At 72.5% G+C, this 23014-nt stretch carries 19 protein-coding genes; 7 read left to right on the top strand and 12 right to left on the bottom strand.

Going from position 1 to position 23014, the window contains the following annotated elements:
* The first annotated feature begins 140 nt into the window (after nt 1–140).
* Together SCK26_RS06930 and SCK26_RS06935 are read left to right on the top strand one after the other, a co-directional pair.
* Entirely contained in the window at nt 141–941 is an 801-nt protein-coding gene (locus SCK26_RS06930; RefSeq protein WP_318200373.1) for a phosphatase PAP2 family protein, read from the top strand.
* Entirely contained in the window at nt 938–1987 is a 1050-nt protein-coding gene (locus SCK26_RS06935) for a hypothetical protein (protein WP_318200374.1), read from the top strand. The genes SCK26_RS06930 and SCK26_RS06935 overlap by 4 nt, the downstream gene beginning before the upstream one ends.
* 72 nt (nt 1988–2059) lie before the next feature.
* Here the strand turns inward: SCK26_RS06935 and SCK26_RS06940 are convergent, their stop codons facing one another.
* Nucleotides 2060–2851 (bottom strand): phospholipid scramblase-related protein, encoded by a 792-nt coding sequence (locus SCK26_RS06940; protein WP_318200375.1) that lies wholly within the window; start codon nt 2849–2851, stop codon nt 2060–2062.
* 66 nt (nt 2852–2917) lie between these two features.
* The gene (locus tag SCK26_RS06945) at nt 2918–4966 is read right to left on the bottom strand and encodes a phosphocholine-specific phospholipase C (protein ID WP_318200376.1); all 2049 of its coding nucleotides are present in this window, start codon (nt 4964–4966) and stop codon (nt 2918–2920) included.
* A 171-nt stretch (nt 4967–5137) separates the two neighbouring features.
* Here SCK26_RS06945 and SCK26_RS06950 point away from each other — a divergent pair, with 171 nt between their 5' ends.
* On the top strand, nt 5138–6424 hold the full coding sequence (locus SCK26_RS06950) for an MFS transporter (RefSeq protein ID WP_318200377.1): 1287 nt from the start codon (nt 5138–5140) through the stop codon (nt 6422–6424).
* Nucleotides 6425–6472: 48 nt separating this feature from the next.
* On the opposite strand, the gene SCK26_RS06955 is transcribed toward SCK26_RS06950, so the two are convergent.
* From SCK26_RS06955 to SCK26_RS06985, 7 genes are all read right to left on the bottom strand, one after another.
* Nucleotides 6473–8647 (bottom strand): discoidin domain-containing protein, encoded by a 2175-nt coding sequence (locus SCK26_RS06955; RefSeq protein ID WP_318200378.1) that lies wholly within the window; start codon nt 8645–8647, stop codon nt 6473–6475.
* Between the two features lie 59 nt (nt 8648–8706).
* Nucleotides 8707–10311, bottom strand: coding sequence for an alpha-amylase family glycosyl hydrolase (locus SCK26_RS06960; RefSeq protein ID WP_318200379.1), 1605 nt, complete (start codon nt 10309–10311; stop codon nt 8707–8709).
* Between the two features lie 34 nt (nt 10312–10345).
* A complete protein-coding gene (locus tag SCK26_RS06965; RefSeq protein WP_318200380.1) occupies nt 10346–11227 on the bottom strand; it encodes a carbohydrate ABC transporter permease in 882 nt (293 codons plus the stop codon).
* Nucleotides 11224–12174 carry a sugar ABC transporter permease gene (locus tag SCK26_RS06970; RefSeq protein ID WP_318200381.1) on the bottom strand — a complete coding sequence of 317 codons (951 nt, stop codon included), beginning with the start codon at nt 12172–12174 and terminating at the stop codon, nt 11224–11226. Before SCK26_RS06970 ends, SCK26_RS06965 begins: the two co-directional genes overlap by 4 nt.
* A 5-nt stretch (nt 12175–12179) precedes the next feature.
* Nucleotides 12180–13532 (bottom strand): sugar ABC transporter substrate-binding protein, encoded by a 1353-nt coding sequence (locus tag SCK26_RS06975; protein WP_318200382.1) that lies wholly within the window; start codon nt 13530–13532, stop codon nt 12180–12182.
* Nucleotides 13533–13661: 129 nt separating this feature from the next.
* Entirely contained in the window at nt 13662–14660 is a 999-nt protein-coding gene (locus SCK26_RS06980; protein WP_318200383.1) for a LacI family DNA-binding transcriptional regulator, read from the bottom strand.
* A 74-nt stretch (nt 14661–14734) separates the two neighbouring features.
* Nucleotides 14735–15406 (bottom strand): hypothetical protein, encoded by a 672-nt coding sequence (locus SCK26_RS06985; RefSeq protein WP_318200384.1) that lies wholly within the window; start codon nt 15404–15406, stop codon nt 14735–14737.
* Between the two features lie 243 nt (nt 15407–15649).
* On the opposite strand from SCK26_RS06985, the gene SCK26_RS06990 reads away from it, so the two are divergent.
* Together SCK26_RS06990 and SCK26_RS06995 are read left to right on the top strand one after the other, a co-directional pair.
* Nucleotides 15650–16306, top strand: a complete 657-nt coding sequence (locus SCK26_RS06990) for a helix-turn-helix domain-containing protein (RefSeq protein ID WP_030618141.1) — start codon at nt 15650–15652, stop codon at nt 16304–16306.
* Nucleotides 16307–16443: 137 nt separating this feature from the next.
* Nucleotides 16444–16668 carry a hypothetical protein gene (locus SCK26_RS06995; protein WP_318200385.1) on the top strand — a complete coding sequence of 75 codons (225 nt, stop codon included), beginning with the start codon at nt 16444–16446 and terminating at the stop codon, nt 16666–16668.
* 77 nt (nt 16669–16745) lie between these two features.
* Here the strand turns inward: SCK26_RS06995 and SCK26_RS07000 are convergent, their stop codons facing one another.
* Together SCK26_RS07000 and SCK26_RS07005 are read right to left on the bottom strand one after the other, a co-directional pair.
* On the bottom strand, nt 16746–17444 hold the full coding sequence (locus SCK26_RS07000) for a 4'-phosphopantetheinyl transferase family protein (protein ID WP_318200386.1): 699 nt from the start codon (nt 17442–17444) through the stop codon (nt 16746–16748).
* On the bottom strand, nt 17392–18297 hold the full coding sequence (locus tag SCK26_RS07005) for a metallophosphoesterase (protein ID WP_318205941.1): 906 nt from the start codon (nt 18295–18297) through the stop codon (nt 17392–17394). The genes SCK26_RS07000 and SCK26_RS07005 overlap by 53 nt, the downstream gene beginning before the upstream one ends.
* Nucleotides 18298–18674: 377 nt before the next feature.
* On the opposite strand from SCK26_RS07005, the gene SCK26_RS07010 reads away from it, so the two are divergent.
* A complete protein-coding gene (locus tag SCK26_RS07010) occupies nt 18675–20210 on the top strand; it encodes an MFS transporter (protein WP_318200387.1) in 1536 nt (511 codons plus the stop codon).
* A gap of 157 nt (nt 20211–20367) precedes the next feature.
* Nucleotides 20368–21489, top strand: a complete 1122-nt coding sequence (locus SCK26_RS07015) for an ATP-grasp domain-containing protein (protein WP_318200388.1) — start codon at nt 20368–20370, stop codon at nt 21487–21489.
* Between the two features lie 138 nt (nt 21490–21627).
* Here SCK26_RS07015 and SCK26_RS07020 read toward each other — a convergent pair whose 3' ends face one another.
* A complete protein-coding gene (locus SCK26_RS07020) occupies nt 21628–22965 on the bottom strand; it encodes a 6-phospho-beta-glucosidase (RefSeq protein WP_318200389.1) in 1338 nt (445 codons plus the stop codon).
* Nucleotides 22966–23014: the final 49 nt, after the last annotated feature.

Below are 23014 nucleotides of genomic sequence, written 5' to 3' on the forward strand. Positions count from 1 at the left end.
TCAATCGATACGCCAGTGTACCGGTACTCAAGCGTATCGGTACACTGGCGTATCGGTACGGAAACGTATCGATCAGTTCCGGCGACCGGCCGGGACGTACGCACCACCACACGCACCACCGTCAGCGAAGGGGCCGGGGGATGAATGCCCGAACCGAGCCTGCGGAGGCGGAAACGGCACCGGGGAACCCGGCACGTCCGCCTCTGATACGTGAGTTCCTGCTGGTCGCCGGGCTCTTCCTCGTCTACAAACTCGGCCGCGTGCTGGCCACCGGCCACACCGGCGACGCCTTCCGCAACGCCCGCCGCCTGTGGGACCTGGAGCGGGCCGCGCACCTCCCCCACGAGAACGCCGTGCAGTCCGCGCTGCTGCACGGCGACACCCTCGTCCATCTGGCGAACACCTATTACGCGACCGTCCACTTCCCGGCCACGCTCGCCTTCCTGGTCTGGCTCTACGTACGCCGGCCCGCGCACTACGTCTGGGCCCGCCGCGTCCTCGCGGTGGTCACCACGGCCGCCCTGGTACTGCCGTTCACCTTCCCGCTGGCCCCGCCGCGGATGCTGACCGGGACGGGGCTGGTGGACACCGGCCGCCTCTACGGCCCCTCCGTGTACGGCCCGCCCGCCAGCGACCACCTGTCCAACCAGTTCGCGGCGATGCCCTCGCTGCACTTCGGCTGGGCGCTGATGGTGGCCATCGGCCTGATCGCCGCGACCCGCTCCCGGTGGCGCGCGCTGTGGCTGCTACACCCGCTGATCACGCTGCTGGTGATCGTGGGCACGGCGAACCACTACTGGCTCGACGCGCTCGTGGCCACCGTGATGCTCGCTCTCGCCCTCGCCGCCATCCACCCGCCCCGGCGCACCGCCACCACGGCGGGACGCGGCACCGGCCTGCCGGTCACCCGGGAGCCCGCCCTGGCGGGAGCCGGCCGATGAGCGCCGCCGCCCTGGCCGCCCTCGGCCTGTCGCTGGTCTCGGCCGTCGCCTACGCGCTGGCCGCCGTCGCCCAGGAGCGGCTGGCCGCGCGCAGCCCGGGCACCGGACTGCTGCGGTTGCTGGGCACCGGCGCCTGGTGGTCGGCGGTCGGGCTGAACGCCGCCGCCGCGCTACTGCACGTCGTCGCCCTGAAATACGGCCCGCTGACCGTCGTACAGCCGCTGGGCGCGCTCACCCTGGTCGCGGCCGTGCCCCTGGGCGCGCGGGCGGCCGGGCGGCGGGTCAGGGCGGTGGAGTGGCGCGGTACGGCGCTCACCCTGCTGGGGCTGGCCGCGCTGCTGCTCGCCGCGTCCGGTCCGGCACCCGCGCGGGTGCTGTCGCTGCCGGCGGCGCTGGCGGTCTCGGGGGCGACGGCCGCCGCCATCGGCCTGCTGTCCTGGCCCGGCGCGCGGCCGGGCCTCAGGCACGCGACCGCGTCCGGCTTCGCCTCCGGAGTGGCCTCCGCGCTCACCCAGACGGTGACGGTGGCGGCCACGGACCGCTCGGGGCCCGTGCTGAGCACCGAGGTGATCGTGGGCGCCGTGCTCGTCGCCGCGTTCGCCGTCGGCGGGCTGCTGCTGTCCCAGACCGCCTACCGCGGCGGGCTGGGCGCGCCGCTGGCCGTGGTCACCCTCGCCAACCCGGTGGCCGCCGCGGTGATCGGCCTCAGTCTGCTGGGGCAGGGCCTGCACGGCGGGGCCGGTGGGGTACTGCTGGCCCTCGTCGGCGCGGGACTGGCCTCCTGGGGTGTGCTGCTCCTCACCCGTGCTGCCCCCGGGCCCGCCGGCCCGGCGGTGGACGAGGAGCATCCGGTGGCGGCCGTACTGGCCCTGGAGCCCGGCACGGCCACCGCGGAACCGGCCCTGGCGCCGAGGCGGCCCGGGCAGGCGACGGCCACCGGGGAACCGGCCCTGGTCCCACGGCGGCCCAAGCCCGGAACGGCTGCCACGGAACCCGCGCTGGTGCCGCGGCAGCCGGAGCAGCCGGGGCACCTCACCGCGCTCTGAGCGGATACGGCGACGGCCGGTGCCTGCGGGAGATCCCGCCGGCACCGGCCGCGCTGTTCCCGTCGCTCCGGGTCACCCCCAGCCGCGCGCGTCCTGCTTCAGCGCGGTGTCGACCGTCAGCGCGGTCGCCACCACGAGGCTGAGCAGGGGCTCGGGCAGCTGGTAGTGGATCTGCAGGACGTAGTTGTCCGCGGTCGTGAAGAGCGTCTTGGCCAGGCCTTCCCAGGTCTTGGTGATCCGGGCGACCTCGCTGTCCGCGTGGTCGACGATCGCGAAGTTCCAGGCCCGCCAGTTCTCGGCCTTGATCGCGCCGACCTGCTGGCCGTTCGCCATCATGGCGAAGTTGATCTTGCCGATCATGTTCTTCTGGACGATCTCGCCGACCGGGGAGCCGTCCGGGCGGGTCACGACGACCCGGGACTTGAAGATCTTCGCGGGCCGGGTCAGCAGCAGCTGCGGCTGGCCGTAGGCGTCGCGGATCTCCAGCTTGTGGGTCAGGAACTGGTCCAGGCTGGAGACGAAGCGCAGGATCTTGCGCAGGATGCCCTGGCCGACCTGGGTGACCGAACCGATCTCCCGGCCGCTCTGGTCCATGACCTTGTACTCGTTGGTCAGCTCGATGAGCTTGGCCTTCTGGTTCACGACCAGGACGGGCTCGGTGAAGAGGGTGCCGCCGCCGGCGCCGCCGGCCGCGACACCGGCCTGCTGCCGCACCTGGCGCTGGACCTTGGGGTCGGCGGCGGCGGCCTGCTGCGCCGGGTTGGTGTGGTCGGTCCACTGCGTGCCGTCCCAGTAACGGAGCGTGTTCTGCGCTCCGTGCGGGTCCGGGTACCAGCCGGCAGGGGTGTTCGATTGCGTGGTCACCGGGGCACACTACCCTGATGTGACCGGTACCTGACCAGTCCGCACGGAGCGGTGCTCATCGGTCGTTCACCCCGTGGCGATCGCCGGATCGCTGACTCCGGGCCGCCCGTTCTCCACATGGCCGGCGAAGCCGCGCAGGAAGGCCGGGTCGGCCTCCGAGGTCACGGTCAGGTCGTACCAGCGCTTGCTCGCCGCGAGGCCCACGGTCTGCCGCACGGTCGCGCCGGGCCGCACCGTCACCGTGACCGGGGCGGTGCCGTAACCGTCGGTGATCTTCAGCCGCGCCGTGCCGGAGCCCTTGTTGGTGAACGTCAGCTCGATGTCGTCGCCCGTGTGCCGGGCGGTGACCTCGGGACCGGCCACCTTGTTGCGGCCCTTGAAGACGCGCAGGAAGCCGTTGGGACCGTGCACGGTGAGGTCGTAGTCGCCGCCGGAGTACACCGAGTTCCAGGTGTCCGAGAGCGTCTTGCCGGCCTCGGTGGTGTAGGTCCAGGGGCCGTCGGTGCGGCTGTTGGACGTCACCAGGAAGGCGGCACCGGCGCCCGCCCCGGAGGCGAACGTGAGCGTGAACCTGCCGGCCGCCGTGTCCGCGGCGCCGTCCACCACGGGTGCGTACCTCAGCGGGCGCGTGGGCCGGCTGCCGGGCTCCTGCCGGGGCAGCGTGCCCTGGGCGGGCGGCTTGGGCACGTAGTCCGGGTGCCGGTCGCGGTCCGGCGGCCGGTAGCCGGCCGTGGAGGGCAGCGGCGCCGGCGCGGTGTCCTGGCGGGAGAAGTCGAAGGCGCTGGTCAGGTCGCCGCATATGGCGCGGCGCCAGGGCGAGATGTTGGGCTCCCGGACGCCGAAGCGGCGCTCGATGAACCGGATGATCGAGGTGTGGTCGAAGGTCTCGGAGCAGACGTAACCGCCCTTGCTCCACGGGGAGACGACCAGCATCGGCACCCGCTGGCCGAGCCCGTAGGGCCCGGCCGCATGGCCGCTGTCGCCCTTGAACAGGTCGGGCGCGGGGTCGACCGTCGACTTGCCCCGGGCGGCCGAGGCCGGCGGGTGGGGCGGGATGACGTGGTCGAAGAAGCCGTCGTTCTCGTCGTAGGTGATGAACAGCGCCGTCTTCGCCCACACGTCGGGGTCGGCGGTGAGCGCGTCCAGGACCTGGGAGATGTACCAGGCGCCGTAGTTGGCGGGCCAGTTGGGGTGCTCGGTGAAGGCCTCGGGAGCGACGATCCAGGAGACCTGCGGCAGCGTGCCCGCCGTGACGTCCGCCTTCAGCCGGTCGAAGAAGCCCTCTCCCTTGCGGGCGTCGGTACCGGTGCGGGCCTTGTCGTACAGCGGGTTCCCGGGCTGGGCGGTGCGGTACTGGTTGAAGTAGAGCAGCGAGTTGTCGCCGTAGTTGCCGCGGTAGGCGTCGTTGATCCAGCCCCAGGAGCCGTTCGCGTCCAGGCCGTCGCCGACGTCCTGGTAGATCTTCCAGGAGACCCCGGCCCGCTCCAGGCGCTCGGGATACGTCGTCCAGCCGTAGCCCTTCTCCTCGTTGCCGAGGACCGGTCCGCCGCCCTGGCCGTCGTTGCCGGTGTAGCCCGTCCACATGTAGTAGCGGTTGGGATCGGTGGAGCCGATGAACGAGCAGTGGTAGGCGTCGCAGACGGTGAAGGCGTCGGCGAGCGCGTAGTGGAACGGGATGTCCTCGCGCGTCAGGTACGCCATCGTGGTCGCGGACTTGGCGGGCACCCACTTGTCGTACTTGCCGCCGTTGAACGCGGTGTGGCCGTCGTTCCAGCCGTGCGGGAGGTCCTGGATGAAGGCCAGGCCCAGGTCGTCGGCGTCGGGACGGAAGGGCAGGATGTCCTTGGTGCCGTCGGACTGCTTCCAGACGGACCTGCCGTTCTGGGTGACCGGGCGCGGGTCGCCGAAGCCGCGTACTCCGCGCAGGGAGCCGAAGTAATGATCGAAGGAACGGTTCTCCTGCATCAGGACGACGATGTGCTCCACGTCGTCCACCGATCCGGTGCGGTAGCGGGCGGGCAGGGCCGCCGCGCGCTGGACACTGCCGGCCAGTGCCGTGAACGCCGTGGTGGCGCCCGTGAGTTGGAGGAAGCGCCGCCGGTTGACTTCGGGCATGGGTCGAGGGTCCCCTCTCATCCTGACGCACACGGTGCCGCCAGATGACGGAATGTGCGCGGAGCGAGTGTTCCAAGAGCAGCAAACGTCAGGGAAGGGTGTGGTGGCCCCGATGTGAACTCATCGCTACATGAGGTGTGCGGCACCCGCCGACCGGGGAGGGACGCGATCATGACAGGCAAGCAGACGACGGCACCGGAGCGGACGAGGCGGTCCGCGCGACAGCTCGTTGCCGCATCCGTGGGCAACGCCGTGGAATGGTACGACTGGTACGCCTACACGTTCCTCGCCACCTACATCGCCGCCGCGGTCTTCCCCAAGGGCACCGGCAACTCCCTCGTGCCGCTGCTGTCGACGTTCGCCGTGTTCGCGGTCGGCTTCTTCATGCGCCCCGTGGGCGGGCTGCTCATGGGGGCCGTCGCCGACCGGCGCGGCCGACGGGCCGCCCTCACCGTCACCATCCTGCTGATGGGCGGCAGCAGCCTGCTGGTGGGGCTGACCCCGACCTACGCCTCGGCGGGCCTCGCGGCGCCGGTGGTGCTGGTCGCCGCGCGGCTGCTCCAGGGGCTGTCGGTGGGCGGCGAGTTCGCGGCCTCGACCACCTTCCTCGTGGAGTCGGCGGGACCGGGCCGGCGCGGATTGTTCTCCAGCTTCCAGTACGTCTCGACGACCGCCGGACAGCTGGTCGCGTCCGGCATCGCCACCCTGCTCGTGGACACGCTCCCCGGACCCGCGATGGACGGCTGGGGCTGGCGGGTGCCGTTCTGGCTCGGCGGGGTGTTCAGCCTGGTCGGCTTCTGGATCCGGCGCGGCGCCGAGGAGACCCGCAGCGCCGCGCAGCGACGGGCGCCGCGGCCGGGCCTGTTCGAGGCGCTGCGCCGCCATCCGCGCCAGTCCCTGCTCATCGCCGGCATCACCGCGGGCGGCACCATCGCCTACTACACCTGGACGTCGTACCTGCCGACGTACGCCGAACTCAACGCGGGCGTCGAGAAGTCGGACGCGCTGCTCGCGAGCACGATCTCGCTGGCCTTCTTCGCCCTGCTCCAGCCGCTCGGCGGGCTGCTGTCCGACCGGGTGGGGCGCCGGCCGCTGCTGCTGGGTTTCGGCGTGGGCTTCGCCGTGCTGTGCGTGCCGCTGCTGCACCTGCTGCGCGACTCCTTCGCCGTGCTGCTGCTGGTGAGCTGCGCGGGCATGGTGCTGCTGACCGGGTTCACGTCCGTCAGCGCGGCCGTCAACGCCGAGGTCTTCCCGCCCCGGGTGCGCGCGGCCGGCATCGGCTTCCCCTACTCCCTCACCGTGGCGCTGTTCGGCGGCACGGCCCCGTACGTCGGCACGCTGTTCAAGGAACTGGGCCGCTCCGGGCTCTTCCCCTGGTACGTCGCCGCGCTGTGCCTGCTGTCCTCGCTGGTGTACCTGCGGCTGCCGGAGACGGCCCACCGGGAGCTGGAGCGCTGAGAAGGGAGCCGCGCCCCGGCGTCCGGGCCCGGCTCCCTCGGTGTCCGGTCAGGACGAGTAGGCCTCCACCTCGCCGAACTGGCCCGCCGGCCAGCCGGTGTTGGCGCTGACGGTCAGGCGCAGGTGGCGCAGGCTGGTGCCGCCGGGCAGGGACACGGTCACGGTGTTGCCGGTGGCCGGGTCGAAGCGGTAGCCCTGGGCGCCGAGGACCGTGGAGTAGGTGGTGCCGTCGGTGCTGCCGAGCACCGCGACGGTCTGGGTGCGTGCGCCCCAGGCCGCGGACGGCGGCAGCTTCAGCACCAGGCGGCGCACGCCGTAGGAGGCACCGAGGTCGACCGTCCAGGACTGCGGGAAGGCGTTGTTGGCCGACTCCCAGTAGGAGTTCGGGTCACCGTCGACCGCCTTGCCGGGCGCGTAGACGTCCTGCGAGCCGGTCGCGGTGGCCGGGCGGCCCTTGGCGAGGTTGCGGTTCGGGTCGGGTTCGGGATTGCCCTGGCCGGGCCGCGGCCAGGTGGAGCAGTCCGACCAGGTGCCGGACCAGCCGGAGTTGCCGCCGCCGTCGGTGAGCGTGAAGGAACCGGAGTTCGCCGGGAAGGGGCAGTTGTACACGCCGGCCGCGCCGACCTGGGTGGCGGTGACGTTCTTGAACACGGCCGCGCCCTGGGCCTCGGCCTGGACGACGACCGTGCCGGTGTTCCGTACCGTCGCGCCGGTGACGGCGACGTTCCGTACCGGGTAGCCGTGCCCGCCGCCGGAGACGAACTCGAAGGCGCTGTACGGGCTGTCGGTGATCGTGGTGTTGGTGATGTTCACGGTGGCGTTGACGGCGCTGTCGTAGGAGTCGACGCGCAGCGCGCCCATCGGATGGTTCCAGTTGGGGTTCATGGCGCCGGCGCGCACCAGCGTGTTCCCGTCGACCGTGATGGTGCCGGCCAGGGGGCTGAAGGGGTCCAGGAACTTCTGGTTGGAGATCGCGATGCCGCTGCCCAGGGCGTTGGTGTCGGCGACCAGGTTGTCGCGTACGGCGATGTCGGTGCCGCCGTAGACGGCGATGCCGTTGGCGAGGTTGGGCTGGGAGATGGTGTTGTGCTCGAAGCTGGAGTCGGTGTCCGGGGCGTAGAGGGACCACATGGCCAGGGCGTCGTCGCCCTGGTTGCGCAGGAAGTTGTCCCGCACCCGGACGCCCCTGGCGTTGCCGTTGAGGTTGAGTCCGTCGGCGGTGGTGTCGAGGATGCGGTTGCCCTCCACCACCAGGTTGTCGTTGTTGCCGGTGAGCCACAGCCCGACCTTCAGGTGCTGGAGCCACATGCCGGACACCGAACTGTTCGGTCCGAGCGAGCCGTTGACGAAGTTGTCCGGGCTGGAGTCGACGCGCTCGGTGACCTCGCCGATGACCGCGAAGTCCTTGATGTGCACGTTGCCGGCGGAGCCGGACTGGTCGATGAAGCGGGAGGTGTGCACGACCGAGTACCAGTGGCCGGCGCCCTGGAGGGTGACGTTCTGCACGCCGTTCAGGGAGGAGGTGATCCGGTAGTCGCCCGGCGGGATCCACACCGTGCCGCCCTGGGCGGCGGCGATGGCGTCCCGGAACGCCTGGGTGGAGTCGGCGTTGCCGCCGGGATCGGCGCCCTTGGCGACGACGGACACCGAGCCGGCGGGCTGCGCGGCGGCCGGTGCCGCCTGCTCGAAGTCGGCGACGTCGACGGTGACTTGCACGCCGGCCGCCTCCACGGCGACCTTGTCGCCGGCCTGGACGGTACGGCCCAGCAGCAGCCGGGTGTTGTCGAAGAAGTGGTGGGTCTTGGAGCCGGTGATCCAGCCGGTGTCGACGTAGGAGTACTTGGCGGTCACCGGGAGGGTCTTGGCGAGCCTGGTGCCGTTGACGTACACGTTCAGCGCGCCGGACTGGCCGTCCGGGACGCTGTAGGCGAGGTTCAGCGCGTCGGCCGTGCGCGGCACGGTGAACTCCACGCGCTGCCCGGCGGCCAGCCGGACGGCCTGCCGGCCGGAGGCCTCCGAGGCGAGGGTGCCCTGCGTGTGGTCGGGGCCGATCCTGGTGCCGTCGGTGCTCGCCGACTCGGCCTCCACGGAGGTGAAGGGGAGCGTGGCGCCGGCCGCCGCGTGCGCGGCCGGGGCGAGGGTGACGAGCAGGCCGGCGGCGAGGGCGACGGCCGCCCCGATGGCCGGCATGCGCCTGACATGTCTGGCGGTGCTGCTGTGCATGTGCCGATCCCTTCGTGGTGGGGTGCGTGGGACAGCTCGGTGGTGCGTGGAGGCGTGGCTCACAGACGCAGCCAGGCCGCCGTGTCCCGCGGCAGCCGGCCCGCGTCGTCCAGCGGGCCGCTGCCGAGCAGGAGCCGGGAGTGCGCGGGGAGGGGGACGGGCGTGGCCGCGAGGTTGACCACGCACAGCGCGTCCGCGCGGGAGAAGGCGAGCACGCCGTCGGGGGCGGGCAGCCAGGTCAGGGGGCCGTCGCCGAACACGCGGCGCAGGGCGATGGCCGAGCGGTAGAGGGAGAGCACGGAGTGCGGGTCCCGCCGCTGGCGGTCGACCGCGTACGACGCCCAGTCGGCCGGCTGGGGCAGCCACGGCTCCTCGCGGGAGCCGAATCCGGCGTGCGGCAGGCCGGCGGCCCAGGGCAGCGGCACCCGGCAGCCGTCGCGGCCTGGGTCGGTGCCGCCCGAGCGGAAGTGCATCGGGTCCTGGATGCGGTCGAGCGGGATGTCGGCCTCCGGCAGGCCCAGTTCCTCGCCCTGGTAGAGGTAGACCGCGCCGGGCAGCGCCAGCGACAGCAGGGCGGCGGCGCGGGCGCGCCGGGTGCCGAGAGCGAGGTCGGTCGGGATGCCGAAGGCCTTGGTGGCGAAGTCGAAGGCGGTGTCCGCGCGGCCGTAGCGGGTGACGGTGCGGGTGACGTCGTGGTTGCACAGCACCCAGGTGGCCGGGGCGCCGACCGGGGCGTGTTCGGCGAGGGTGGTGTCGATCGAGGCGCGCAGCCGGCCGGCGTCCCAGGGGCAGGCGAGGAAGGAGAAGTTGAAGGCGGTGTGGAGTTCGTCGGGGCGCAGGTAGCGGGCGAAGCGCTCGGCGTCGGGCAGCCAGACCTCGCCGACGAAGACGCCGTCGTACTCGTCGGCCACGCGCCGCCAGGAGCGGTAGACGTCGTGGAGTTCGTCGCGGTCGAGGAACGGGTGCGGCTCGGGGCGGGCGGCGAGGTCGGGCAGGTCCGGGTCCTTGGCGAGCAGGGCCGCCGAGTCGATGCGGACGCCGGCGACGCCCCGCTCGAACCAGAAGCGCAGGATGTCCTCGTGCTCCTGGCGGACGGCCGGGTGGGCCCAGTTGAGATCGGGTTGTTCCGGGGTGAACAGGTGCAGGTACCAGTCGCCGTCGGGCAGCCGGGTCCACACCGGTTCGGTGGAGCCGGCGAACTGCGAGGGCCAGTCGTTCGGCGGGAGTTCGCCGTGCGGGCCGCGTCCGGGCCGGAAGTGGAAGAGTTCGCGTTCGGGGCTGCCGGGGCCGGCGGCGAGCGCGGCGCGGAACCAGGGGTGCTGGTCGGAGACGTGGTTGGGCACGATGTCGACGATGGTGCGGATGCCCGACCCGGCGGCCTCGGCGATGAGTTTCTCCGCTTCGGCGAGGGTGCCGAAGGCCGGGTCGATGGTCCGGTAGTCCGCGACGTCGTAGCCGCCGTCCTTCAGCGGTGACAGGTACCAGGGGGTGAACCACAGGGCGTCCACGCCGAGTTCGGCCAGGTACGGCAGCCGGGCGCGGACACCGGCGAGGTCACCGGTGCCGTCGCCGTCGCCGTCCGCGAAGCTGCGCACGTACACCTGGTAGATGACGGCGTCGCGCCACCAGTCGGGGTCTTTCCGGGCAGGGGTGGGCTGTCCCACGGGGCTTGACCTTTCTGTGGACGGGGCGGCGGCGTCAGCCCTTGGTGCTGCCCGCGCCGATCCCGGCGATGATGTGCCGCTGGAAGACGAGGAAGAGCGCCACCATCGGGATGCTGGCGATCACCATCGCGGCGATGAGCACGGTGAGCTGGACGTTCTGCGACAGCTGCACCAGGGCCACGCTGATCGGCTGCTTGCCGGTGTCGGAGAAGACCATCAGCGGCCACAGGAAGTCCTGCCAGACGGCGACCAGCGCGAAGATCGACACCACGCCGAGCACCGGCCGGGACATGGGCAGGACGACGGACCACAGGACGCGCAGCCGGCCCGCGCCGTCGATCTCGGCGGCCTCCAGGACATCGCGCGGCAGCTGGTCGAAGAACCGTTTGAGCAGATAGAGGTTGAAGGCGTTGGCGACCGCCGGCAGCCAGATGGCGAGAGGGTCGTTGAGCAGGCTCGTGTGGATCAGCGGGAGATCGGCGACGGTCAGGTATTTGGGGACGACCAGCGCCTGGGCCGGAACCATGAGGGTGGCGAGGATGCCGCCGAGGACCACCTTGCCGAACGCCGGCCGCAGCTTGGACAGGGAGTAGGCCGCGGCGGTGCAGAACACCAGCTGGAAGGCCCAGGCGCCGGCCGCCTGGACGAGGGTGTTCTCCAGGTGCGCCGGCAGCTGCATCAGGTCCCAGGCGTCGGTGTAGCCGCCGGGATGCCAGTGCTCGGGCAGCAGGGCGGGCGGGGTGCGGGCCACCTCGTCGGGGGACTTCAGCGCGCCGGTCACCATCCAGTACACGGGGAAGAGGAAGGCGAGCGCGAAGAGGACGACGACGGCGGTGAACACCGTCCAGTAGAGGGCCTTTCCGCGCGGGCGGGCGAGGGCGGCCGGTGAGATGAGGGTGCGGGTGCCCGGGGTCATGCGTCCCCCTCGGTGCGGGTGAGCCGCAGGTACAGGGCGGAGAAGGCGCCGAGCAGGACCAGGAGCATCACGCTGAGGGCGCAGGCGCCGCCGAAGTCGTTGTAGAGGAAGGCGTATTTGTAGATGAGGTACAGGACCGTGACGGTGGCGTTCTCCGGGCCGCCGCCGGTGATGACGTACGGCTCGGTGAACACCTGCATGGTGGCGATGATCTGAAGGAGCATCAGCATCAGGATGACGAACCGGGTCTGCGGGACCGTGACGTGCCGGATCCGCTGGAGCAGGTTCGCGCCGTCCAGTTCGGCCGCTTCGTACAGCTCGCCGGGGACGGACTGGAGCGCGGCGAGGTAGACGAGGACGGTGCCGCCCATGTTGGCCCAGGTGGCGACGAGTACCAGGGAGACGAGCGCGGTGTCGGTGCCGTTGGTCCAGTTCGAGGTGGGCAGGTGCACCAGGCGCAGGGCCTCGTTGGCGAGGCCGGCTCCCGGGTCGTAGAACCACTTCCAGAGCAGGGCGCTGACCACCGGAGGGATCATCACCGGCAGGTAGACCACGACCCGGAAGAACGCTCTGGCGTGCCGCAGTTCGTTCAGGACGAGGGCGAGGACGAAGGGGATCGCGAAGCCGATGAGCAGGGCCAGCAGGGTGAAGGCGAGGGTGTTGCGCCAGGCGTCGGCGAACTCGGGGTCGTGCAGGACGCGGGTGAAGTTGGCGGTGCCGGCCCACTCGGGCGGGGAGCCCGGGGTGTACTTCTGGAAGGAGATGACGACCGCGCGGATCGCCGGGTACCAGGAGAAGAGGGCGAAGCAGAGCAGGCCGCCGAGGAGGAAGCCGTAGGCGCGGGCCTGGTCGGCCAGGCGGCGCCGGCGGTGCCGGGCCGTGGCGGGGGCCGGGAGCGGGGGGACGGGCGGGTGGGCGACGGGCCGTCGCTCGGCCGTCTTCGGCATGGCCGTCAGCTCCGGGACAGAATGCTGTCGATCTTGCCGGACGCCTCCTCCAGGAGCCGGTCGATGTCGGCGTCCTCCTTGGTGAGGACGGCGGAGACGGTGCCGTCGAGGACGGAGTAGATCTGCTGGGCGTGCGGCGGCTCTATTCTGAGCCGCAGCTTCCGGTTGCCGTCGAGGAACGCCCGGTAGTTCTCCACCGGGACGTTGGCGTTGGCCTGTTTCACCCGCTGGTCGGTGGCGTCGGCGGCGCCGGTGAACAAGCGCGGCTCGGGCAGGCCGACGGGAGCGTCGTGCTTCCTGGCGCGGGCGTAGTCGCCGAGGAAGCCCTTGCCGGGCGTGAGGAACATGTGGTCGAGCCACTTCAGGCCGGCGCGGATCTGCGCGGGCGTGGCCTTCTTGCCGAACATGTAGCCGTCGCCGCCGACGAGGGTGGCGCGGCCGCCGGGCATGGGGGCGAGGGCGAGGTCCTTGTAGTCGCCGCCCTTCTCCTTGACCAGGATCGGGATGTTGTCGGGGGCGGCGAGGTACATGCCGAGCCTGCCCGAACCCATCAGCTGCTGCACGTCGTTGATGACGAGGAGCTGTTTGCTGCCCATCGAGTCGTCGGTCCACCGCATGTCGTGCAGGTTCCGCAGCACGGCGCGGCCCTCGGGGGTGTCGATGGCGGCCTTCTTGCCGTCGACGCTGACGACGTCGCCTCCTTGCGCGTACAGCTCGGCGGTGAAGTGCCAGCCGCCCTGGTTCTGCGCGCTGTAGTCGGCGTAGCCGACCGTGCCGTCGCCGAGGGCCGCGATCTTCCTGGCGGCGGCGCGGACCTCCTCCCAGGTCGCCGGGGGCCGGTCGGGGTCCAGGCCGGCCTCGCGGAACAGGGCGCGGTTGTAGATCAGCCCCATGGAGTAGCCGGTGCGCGGGATGCCGTAGACCTTGCCGTCCACCGTGTAGATGTCCCGCAGCTGCTTCTGGATGCTGCCGTAGCTCTTCAGTTCCTTCAGGTACGGCGTGAGGTCGGCGGCCTGGCCGATGTCCACGACGTGCCGGGCGTCGGTGAAGTACGTGTAGAAGACGTCCTCCATCTGGCCGCCGGCGAGCTTGGCGTCGAAGGTCTTCGGGTCCTGGCACGGGAAGGCGTCGTGCGCGACGACGTCGATGTCCGGATGGGCCTGTTCGAAGGCGGCGAGGTCCGCCTCGAAGAAGGCGCGGTCGGCCTCGGCGCTCTTGGGCGGCTCGCAGTTGACGGTGATGCGGGTCTTGCCGCTCGCCGCGCCGCCGGCCCCGGACCCGCAGGCGGTGGCGGCGAGGGCGAGGGAGGAACAGACGCCGATCGCGACGACGGTACGGCGGAACCCGGTGTGTCTCATCGGTGGACCCCTCATGGCACTCATGGCAGGAGCGGTGGGCGCCGCACACTCAAGCACCGCCGACATCCGTTCGCAAGATGTCGCGCAGACTCTGTAATTATTCGACAGCTGACCGGATCTTCCGGAAGGTCAGTCGCGCGGAGCTTGCGCGGTGGAGCCGCGCACCACGAGTTCGGGCTCGAACAACAGCTCCTCGGCGGGTACGGCGGTGCCGCCGATCTGCGCGTTCAGCAGCTCGACGGCCGCGCGCCCCATGGCCTCGATGGGCTGACGGACGGTGGTCAACGGGGGCTCGGTGCAGTTCATGAACGCCGAGTCGTCGTAGCCGACGACGGAGACGCGGCCGGGGACGTCGCAGCCCTTGCGGCGGGCCGCCCGGACGGCGCCCAGGGCCAGCGGGTCGGAGGCGCAGATGATGCCGGTCACGCCGCGGTCGATCAGCCGGGAGGCGGCGGCGTGGCCGCCCTCGATGGAGAAGATGGCCCGCGCGACGAACTCCTCCGGCAGGTCGCCGGCGACGGCCCGGGCGGCGGCGAGTTTGCGGGCCGAGGGGACGTGGTCGCCGGGGCCGAGGAGCAGGCCGATGCGCTCGTGGCCGAGGGAGGCCAGGTGTCGCCAGGCCTGTTCGACGGCTACCGCGTCGTCGCAGGACACGCCCGGGAAGCCGAGGTGTTCGATGGCCGCGTTGACCAGCACGACCGGGATGTTGCGCTCGGCGAGCAGCCGGTAGTGACCGTGCGGCGCGTCGGCCTGGGCGTACAGGCCGCCGGCGAACACCACGCCGGAGACCTGCTGCTGGAGCAGCAGCTCCACATAGTCCGCCTCCGACACCCCGCCCTTGGTCTGCGTGCACAGCACCGGGGTCAGCCCGTGCTGGGCCAGAGCGCCGCCGATGACCTCGGCGAACGCCGGGAAGATGGGGTTCTGCAACTCGGGCAGGACGAGGCCGACGAGCCGGGCGCGTTCGCCGCGCAGCTGGGTGGGGCGCTCGTAGCCGAGGACGTCGAGGGCGGTCAGCACCGCCTGCCGGGTGGCGTCCGAGACCCCGGGTTTTCCGTTGAGCACCCGGCTGACGGTGGCCTCGCTGACCCCGACCTTCTTCGCCACTTCCGCAAGTCGTCGCGTCATGAGCGCAAGGGTAGCGCAAGCTTTGCAAGTGGCTTGCGTAAGCGACGGGAGGCGGCTCGGGTCCGGCGGGCCGGTCAGGCGTCGGGTGTCGGGACGGCCGTGAGGTGGGAGGCGGCGCCCCGGGCCCGGCGCGGGCGGCGTACCGGCGCGGCGGGGCGGCGGGACTCGCGCAGCACCATCGTCAGGCGCCGGTAGCCCAGCTCCCGCAGCGGCTGCGGCGCCTCCTCCACGATGCGGCACTCGGTGCGCCCGTGGCGCGGGTCCGGGTGGTGCAGCAGGCGCACGGCGCCGTCGAGGCGGGTCGCGGCCTCGCCGACGGCGTGGATCCAGTGCGGCAGGCCGTGCCGGTAGGCGGCGTCCATGATCGGGTCCTGCGCGATCTCCCGGCGCACGGCCTGGAGTTCGTGGTCGTGCGCGCAGGACTCCAGGGCGGTGCGGAGCTGGGCCAGCATCGGCAGGCACCAGTCCGGCTCGTGCTCGCCGAGGATCTCGCCCGCGTCCGGGTGGAACAGGACGAACCGCAGGAAGTTCTCCCCCGGCATGGCCGACGGATGCGGGCGCACGCCGCCGAACAGCGCGTCGAACGCCCGGTTCGCCATGACCACGTTCCACTGGTGGTCGACGACCAGGGACGGACACGACAGGTACTCCAGCAGCGTTCCGTAGTCCTGGAGGTACCCCTGGGTGTCGCAAGTGTCGGGGACGGGCCGCGGTGCCGGCCGCTGCCCTCCTGCCTGATGTGCCATCGGGAGGTCACCCCTCTTGCCTCTGCGGCCTTTCACGCGGCGATGCGATCCTGCTGCCCAGGCCGGAGTCGTGTCAACTATCGTGGCATTTCATGCCGGTTGACGGCTGAAATTCGCCACAGTTGTGGCGACACCTGGATGTGGGTTCCGGACACGGGCTACTCTCCGGGAAGTTCACGGCGATCGCTCGTGAGAAGCACGGACGCACCTGAAGCCCTCTTTAGAGACGTAGGAGTTCTGTCGGTGACGGATGGCTACGAGGATCCGGGCGCCTCGGCGACCGCCCAGCTGCCGGCCGTCGTCGCCCGCGTCACCGCGCTCGCCGACCGCCTCGGCGTACCGCACGCCGAGGTCTTCGACGTCGGGCGGCTGTCCATCGCCTGCGGGGTGCCCGAGCCGGTGGTCCGGGCCCTGCTCAGCGGCCGGCCGGCCGGCGAGCCGGATGTCCAGGCCCGGTTCCTGCAGCGCTTGGACCTGCTGCGCCGCACCCGGCTGAAGCCGGGCGGACGCCGGTACACCCAGCAGGAGATCGCCGACGGCGCGGGCATGTCCCGGCAGCAGGCCGGGGCCCTCATCAACGGCGACCGGCGGCCCACCATGGAGCACTGCGACGCGTTGCAGCGCTTCTTCCGGGTGCACGCCGGCTTCCTCACCGCGGAGGACCCCGAGGCGCTGGCGGGCGCGTTGCAGCGCGTCGAGCAGGAGCTGCTGCAGAAGCTGGCGGACCGGGAGCGGGCCGACGTCGAGGCCGCGCAGGACCCGCTGGAGCGGCTGCTCCAGGACCACGGGGTGCGCGGAATCGCCTGGCGGGCCGCGCAGTTGCCCACCGACCAGCACCGGGACAAGGTCGCGGAATGGCTGGACATGCTCCTGGAGAGCGTCAAGCGGCCCGAGTCGTGAGCTGAGCGGGCGAACGCGGGCCGAGCCGGACGGGATTGTCAGTGGCGCGCGGCAAGCTGGGGGTGTGCGCCGCAGGACGCGGTGCACGGCGCCGCAGGGCGCGTGACCGTGACGCCTACCCCGGGGAGAGCCGACCGATGCCCACCGCCGTACCGACCGACCGCGAGCGCACCGCCGTCCAGGCGTATCTGCGGCTGCTGCACACGGTGCGCGCCGCCCTCGACGGACCGGACGGCGGCCGGCCCGCCGTCGTCCCGCCCGCGGTCCTGGCCGAGACCGAACAGGCGCTCGCACACGCCGGACTGGCGGGAAACGAGGCGGAGTTCTTCCGTCTGCTGCGCGACGGGTACCCGCCCGTCTGACGGCCCCGGCGCCGCGCGGGACACCGGCCGTCAGGAGCGCGGACGGGTGCGGGACGACGGGCGCGGGGCGGCGGCCGTCAGGGGCGCGGGGCCGCGGAGGCGTGCGGGACGACGACGGATGTGGCCGCCACTCCGTCCCGGACCATCCACCGGCCCTCGAACACCTGTAGGCGCCGGCCGCCGACCAGCGGACCGGGCACGAGGAGTTCGGCGCGCAGGGTGCCGTACGGCTCGCCGCCGGGGTCCGGGTCCAGGGTGATGTCGGCCTCGGAGAAGTCCAGCCACTTGCGGGTGAGCGGGAACCACGCCTTGTAGACGGACTCCTTCGCGCTGAACAGGAGCCGGTCCCAGTGCACGGCGGGCCGGCGCACGGCCAGCTCGCCGAGGCGCGCGGACTCGGCGGGCAGGAACACGGAGTCGCCGACGCCCTCCGGGAGCGGGCCGTGCGGTTCGGCGTCGATGCCGAGGGAGGCGAGGTCGGCGGCGCGGACCAGCGCGGCGGCGCAGTAGCCGTCGCAGTGGGTCATGCTGCCGGTCAGCCCGGCCGGCCACAGCGGTGCGCCCCGCTCGCCGCTGAGCACGGCCTGCGGCGGTACGCCGAGCTTCTCCATGGCGCGCCGGGCGCAGCCGCGCACGGCGGCGAACTCACGGCGCCGCTTGGCCACCGCGCGCACGACGAGCGCCTCCTCCGCCGGATAGAGCGGGGTCTGCCACAGCGGGTCGTCAGCGTGCGCCTCCACGGCCACGACCGACTCCGGGAGCAGCTCCTCGATCACCTACTTCGACCTCCATCGGCAGGATGCGGCGCAGCCTTCCCGGAGGGTCCGGACGCTTGCGCCATTCGCGCGGGTATCCCACGGAGACCTCCATGAAGCGGACTCCGTCGTGCCAGGTGGTGCGGGGGATGTGCAGATGGCCGTAGACCATCGTGGCGACCCGGAACCGGCGGTGCCAGTCGGCGGTCAGCCCGGTGCCGCACCACATGGCGAACTCCGGGTGCCAGAGGATCTCGGTGGGGTGCCGGTGAAGCGGGTAGTGGTTGGCCAGCACCGTCGGCAGGTCCTCGGGCAGCTCGGCCAGCCGGCGCTCGGTCTCGGCGACCCGGGCGCGGCACCACGCCTCGCGGGTCGGGTAGGGGTCGGGGTGGAGCAGGAACTCGTCGTTGCAGACGATGCCCGTGCCCTCCGCGTAGGCCAGGCCCTCCGCCTTGGTGGCGCAGCCGGCCGGCAGGAACGAGTAGTCGTACAACAGGAACAGCGGGGCGACGACGACCGGGCCGCCGGCGCCGTGCCACACGGGATAGGGGTCCTCCGGGGTCACGACGCCCAGCTCCCGGCACACCTCGACCAGGTGGTCGTAGCGGGCGACGCCGCGCAGGGTGACCGGGTCCCTCGGATGGGTCCACAGCTCGTGGTTGCCGGGCACCCACAGCACCTTGCGGAAGCGGCTCGCGAGCGTGCCGAGGGCCCAGCGGATGTCGGCGACGGTCTCCGCGACGTCGCCGGCCACGATCAGCCAGTCCTCGTCGCTCTCGGGCCGCATGGCCTCGACGAGGGCACGGTTGTCCGGATAGCCGATGTGCAGGTCGCTGATGGCCAGCAGCTGTCCGGCCCCGGCCGTCGACTCCACCCCGCCACCCCTTCCGATCATCCGATGGCACCACAAGAACACATCGACCCGGCCCGGGACAAGAGGCTTCTGGCCGGGCGTCAGGTACCAGTGCGCGGCGGCGTCTTGACGGATCATGGTCGTTATCCGGACACCGTCGAGGAGATACGCGGACGGTTTCCGCCGCGGGTCCGGGTCGCGAGGGATCGCCGCTCCACCGTAACGCGATCGTCCGGCCAGGCGCTCGTTCAGATCGTGCACCGGAATGCGCCGGTCCGCCCGCCGTCGCCGGACTGGCCGGATCCCGACGGTCCCATTGAGGGAAAGTTCGACAGTACGCAACTATGCGAACTGTCGTATGAGCTGGGCCGCCCTGCCCATGACCCGAAGGGCCGACCATGTCCACCTCCCCCAGGCCGCACACGCAGCCGGCCGGCCCCGGCCGGACCCGGCCGGGCTGGAGCCTGGCGCTGCTGGCGCTGGCGCAGCTGATCTTCTCCCTCGACCTGAACATCGTCTTCGTCGCCCTGCCCGACATCGGCGCCGACCTGGACTTCCCCGGCCAGACCCAGCAACTGGTCGTCAGTGCCTACGTCGTCTTCGCCGGCGGCTTCCTGCTGCTCGGCGGCCGGGCCGCCGACCTGCTCGGCCGGCGCCGCATCTTCGTGCTCGCCCTCTCCGTGTACGCCGTCTCCTCGCTGGCCGGCGGACTGGCGGGCAGCCCGGAGATCATCGTCGCGGCGCGGGCGGTGCAGGGCATCGGCGGCGCGCTGCTGCTGCCGTCGACCCTGTCGCTGATCAACACCCTGTTCGAGGAGGGCCCCAAGCGGAACCGGGCGCTCGCCGTGTGGGGCGGGGCGGGGGCCAGCGGCCTGACCGTCGGCGCGCTGCTGGGCGGTCTGCTCACCGAGGCCTTCGGCTGGCCCGCGGTGTTCTTCGTCAACGTGCCGCTGGCCGGGCTCGTGGCCCTGGCCGCCGTGTTCGTCATCCCGCGCGACCCGGCGGGCACCGCGGGCCGCCGGTTCGACCTGCCCGGCGCCCTGACCGTCACCGCCGGCGCCACCCTGCTCGTCTTCGCCCTGGTGGAGGGCCCGGAGTGGGGCTGGACCTCCCCGGCGGTCATCGGCGCGGCCGTCGCCGCCCTGGTGTGCCTCGCCGCGTTCGCCGCGATCGAGTCCCACAGCGCGGACCCGCTGATGCCGTTCCGGCTGTTCCGCAACCGCAGCCTGAGCGTGGCCATCACGGTGACGTTCCTGTACATGGCCACGTTCGGCACCCTGCCCTACTTCCTCACCGTGCTGCTGCAGTCGGTGCACGGCTTCAGCGCCCTGGAGACGGGCCTCGCGTTCCTCGTGCCCTCCGTCGCCATCGCCGCCGGCACCCAGCTCGGCGAGCGCATGACCACCCGGCTGGGCGCCCGCACCACGCTGATCGCGGGCTTCCTGGTGGGCGCGGTGGGCACCGCGGTCCTCTCCCTCGGGTTCGACGCGGACGCCGGCTACGGCATCGCGGTGCCCGGGCTGATCGTCTCCGGGGTGGGCCAGGGCATCGTGTGGACGGCGATGTGGATCGCCGCCGCCACCAAGATCGCGCCCGAGGAGCAGGGCATCGCCAACGGCATGGCCTCCACCACCCTCAACCTGGGCAACGCCATCGGCCTGGCCGTGCTCACCGCGCTCGCCGACGCCGGGACCGGCGGCAAGACCGGTGCGGCGCTGCGGGCCGCCACGGCGGACGGGGAGTTCCTGGTCGTCCTGCTCACGGCGGCCGGCATGGCCCTCGGCCTGCTGATCGCGCTCTGGCTGCCCCGTGCCCAGGCCGCCGGCGTCCCCGTCGCCAGCTCGCCGGAGGCCGGGGAGCCGGCCGCCGCGGCCGCCGCCGTTCCCGGTCCGGCGGCCGGCCAGGAACCCCTGACACACGGGAGGCGTCCTTAACACGCGCGTTGCACGAGGGGGTGCCGGTTGGCCGTATGATCGCCCCGACACCGGCGCCCCCGATCCCCTTTCGCACAGGGCCGTTTGGTGACCCTTCCACCCACCTGCCCGGGCACGGGCCGCTCCGCCCTGCCCGCACACCCGAAAGGCGGCCTGCATGCTCTCTCGCGTACGCGTCTGGCTCAACCGCACGTACGCGGAGAACGTGTTCTTCATGGAGCAGCTGCGGAGAAACCCCGGCGACCGGGCGGTCGAGATCCATGCCACGCACGGTGACCCGGACTCCCCCGTGCTGGCCGCCGCCGACACCGCTGAGCTGGAGCCGGAGGGCCTGTCCCCGGCCGCGTACGTCGAGTACGCCCTCGACCAGTGCGTCCGGCGGGGCATCGACGTGTTCGTGCCCCGGCTGCACCAGGCCGCCGTCGTGGCGCACCGGGCCGAGTTCGCGGCGGCCGGTACGGCGCTGCTGGCGCCGACGCCCGAGGCGGTCGCGGTGTTCGCGGACAAGGCGACCGCGTACGAGGCGGTGCGCTCGGTGGGCGTCCCGGTGCCGCCGTGGTGGCGGGTCCGGACGGCGGACGAACTCCTCGCGGCGGTGGAGGAGTTGGAGTCGGCCGGGCACCGGGCGTGCTTCAAGCCGGCCGCCGGCGCGGGCGGGGCGGGCTTCCGGGTGATCACCCGGTCCCCCGTGTCGCTGCCGCAGCTGAGCGGCTTCCCGGGCCCGGACGTCCAGCTGGACCTGGTCGTCGACGCGCTGCGGCGGGCCGGGGAGCCGGCGGACTGGCTGGTGATGCCGCGCCTGGAGCAGCCGGAGGTGTCCGTGGACTGCCTGACCGGTCCGGACAACCGGGTGCGGCTCGCGATCGGGCGCACCAAGAACGGCCGCCGCCGGGGCTTCACCCTGGACGAGCGGTGGCTGGCACCGGCCCGGCTGATCGCCGAGGGTTTCGGGCTGCACCACCTGTCCAACATCCAGTTCCGGATGCTCGGCGACCGGCCGGTGCTGCTGGACGTCAACACCAGGCCCGCCGGAGGGCTGCATCAGCTGTCGCTCTGTGGGGTGAACGTGCCCTGGGCGGCGGTGCGGCTGGCACTGGGCGAGGACCCGGGAGTGATCGAGCCGCCGTTCCTCGGGCAGGACTACACGGTGGTGGCGGGACCGCGTCCCCTGATGCCCGCCGGGCTGCCCCGGCAGCGGGTGGAGCCGGCCGAGGCGCTGCTGCCGGCGGTGCCGGCCCCCGCGCGGACGGCCTCGGCGGGTGAGGTGCTGCCGCTGTAGGCGCCCGGCCTCTCCAAGGCGCCCGGGCTCTTCTCGGCCGGCCGTCACGGGGCTCGTGCGGAGGTTTCACGGGCGGCGGTACCGGCCCGCTCCCGGAGCGGAACCGCCGGCGCCCGCGGGACGGACCCGCCGGCTCCGCTACGCGAGATAGGCCAGCCCAAGATGCGCGGCGGTGTACTCCTCCACCAGCCGGCGGGCGATGGTCACGGAGTCCACCAGCGGGTGCAGGGCGAACGCCTTCACCGCGGTCGCGCGCGAGCCCGACTCCGCCGCGGCGAGCACCTGCCGCTCGACCTCCTTGACCGCGCACACCAGACCGGTGGCGTGACCGGGCAGCGGATCGGCGGCCAGCGGGTGCGCGCCGTCGGCGTCCACCAGGCACGGCACCTCGATGACGGCGTCCGCGTCGAGGACGCGGAGGGTCGAGCGGTTGCGGACGTTGAGGATGAGGGTGGCGCGCTCGTCCCGGGCGATGGCCCGCATCAGGGCCAGCGCGACCTTCTCGTAGCCGCCGGACAAGTCCTCCTCCTCCCGTTCGCCGGCGCCGGCGCTCTCCCGGTTCTCCGCCATGTAGGTCGCCTCGCGCTCGGCGCGGGTGCGGTCCCAGGCGCTGAGCGCGGAGCCGCCGGGACCGGCCGCCTCGGTGTAGAAGCGGGCCTGCTGGTCGCGCAGGAAGGCGCCGCGGGTCCGCTCGGCCTCCTGGTAGGCGCGGACGGCCTCCCGGTTGAAGTAGTAGTAGTGCAGGTACTCGTTGGGGATCGCGCCGAGCGAGCGCAGCCAGTCGGCGCCGAACAGCCGGCCTTCCTCGAAGGAGCCGAGCAGCGCGGGATCGCCGAGCAGCCGGGGCAGTTCGTCGCGTCCGGCGACCCGCAGGCCGCGCACCCAGCCGAGGTGGTTGAGGCCGACGTAGTCGACGAAGGCCCGCTCCGGGTCGGCGCCGAGCACCCGGGCGATACGGCGGCCCAGGCCCACCGGCGAGTCGCAGATGCCGATGACGCGGTCGCCGAGGTGGCGGGTCATCGCCTCGGTGACCAGGCCGGCCGGGTTGGTGAAGTTGATGACCCAGGCGTCCGGGGCGAGCCGGGCCACCCGCCGGGCGATGTCCACGGCGACGGGGACCGTGCGCAGTCCGTAGGCGATCCCGCCCGCGCCCACGGTCTCCTGGCCCAGCACTCCCGCGGCGAGCGCGATCCGCTCGTCCTCCGCCCGCCCCTGCAGCCCGCCGACGCGGATCGCGGAGAAGACGAAAGCGGCGCCGCGCAACGCTTCGTCCAGGTCGGTGGTGGCGGACACCGCGGGCGCGTCGGGGACCGCCTCGGCCTGCTCCGCCAGCACCCGGGACACCGCGCGCAGCCGGCGTGCGTCCAGGTCGTGCAGCACCACCTCGGTGACCCGCCCCTCGGCGTGGTCGGACAGCAGCGCTCCGTACACCAGCGGCACCCGGAACCCGCCACCACCCAGAATCGTCAGCTTCACACCGGCACCTTCCTTCCCGCCCGCACCCTGCTTGTCTGCCGCACCCTTG

Origin of the sequence: Streptomyces sp. SCL15-4 (assembly GCF_033366695.1) — a bacterium.
In the GTDB taxonomy this organism is placed as follows: Bacteria; Actinomycetota; Actinomycetes; order Streptomycetales; family Streptomycetaceae; genus Streptomyces.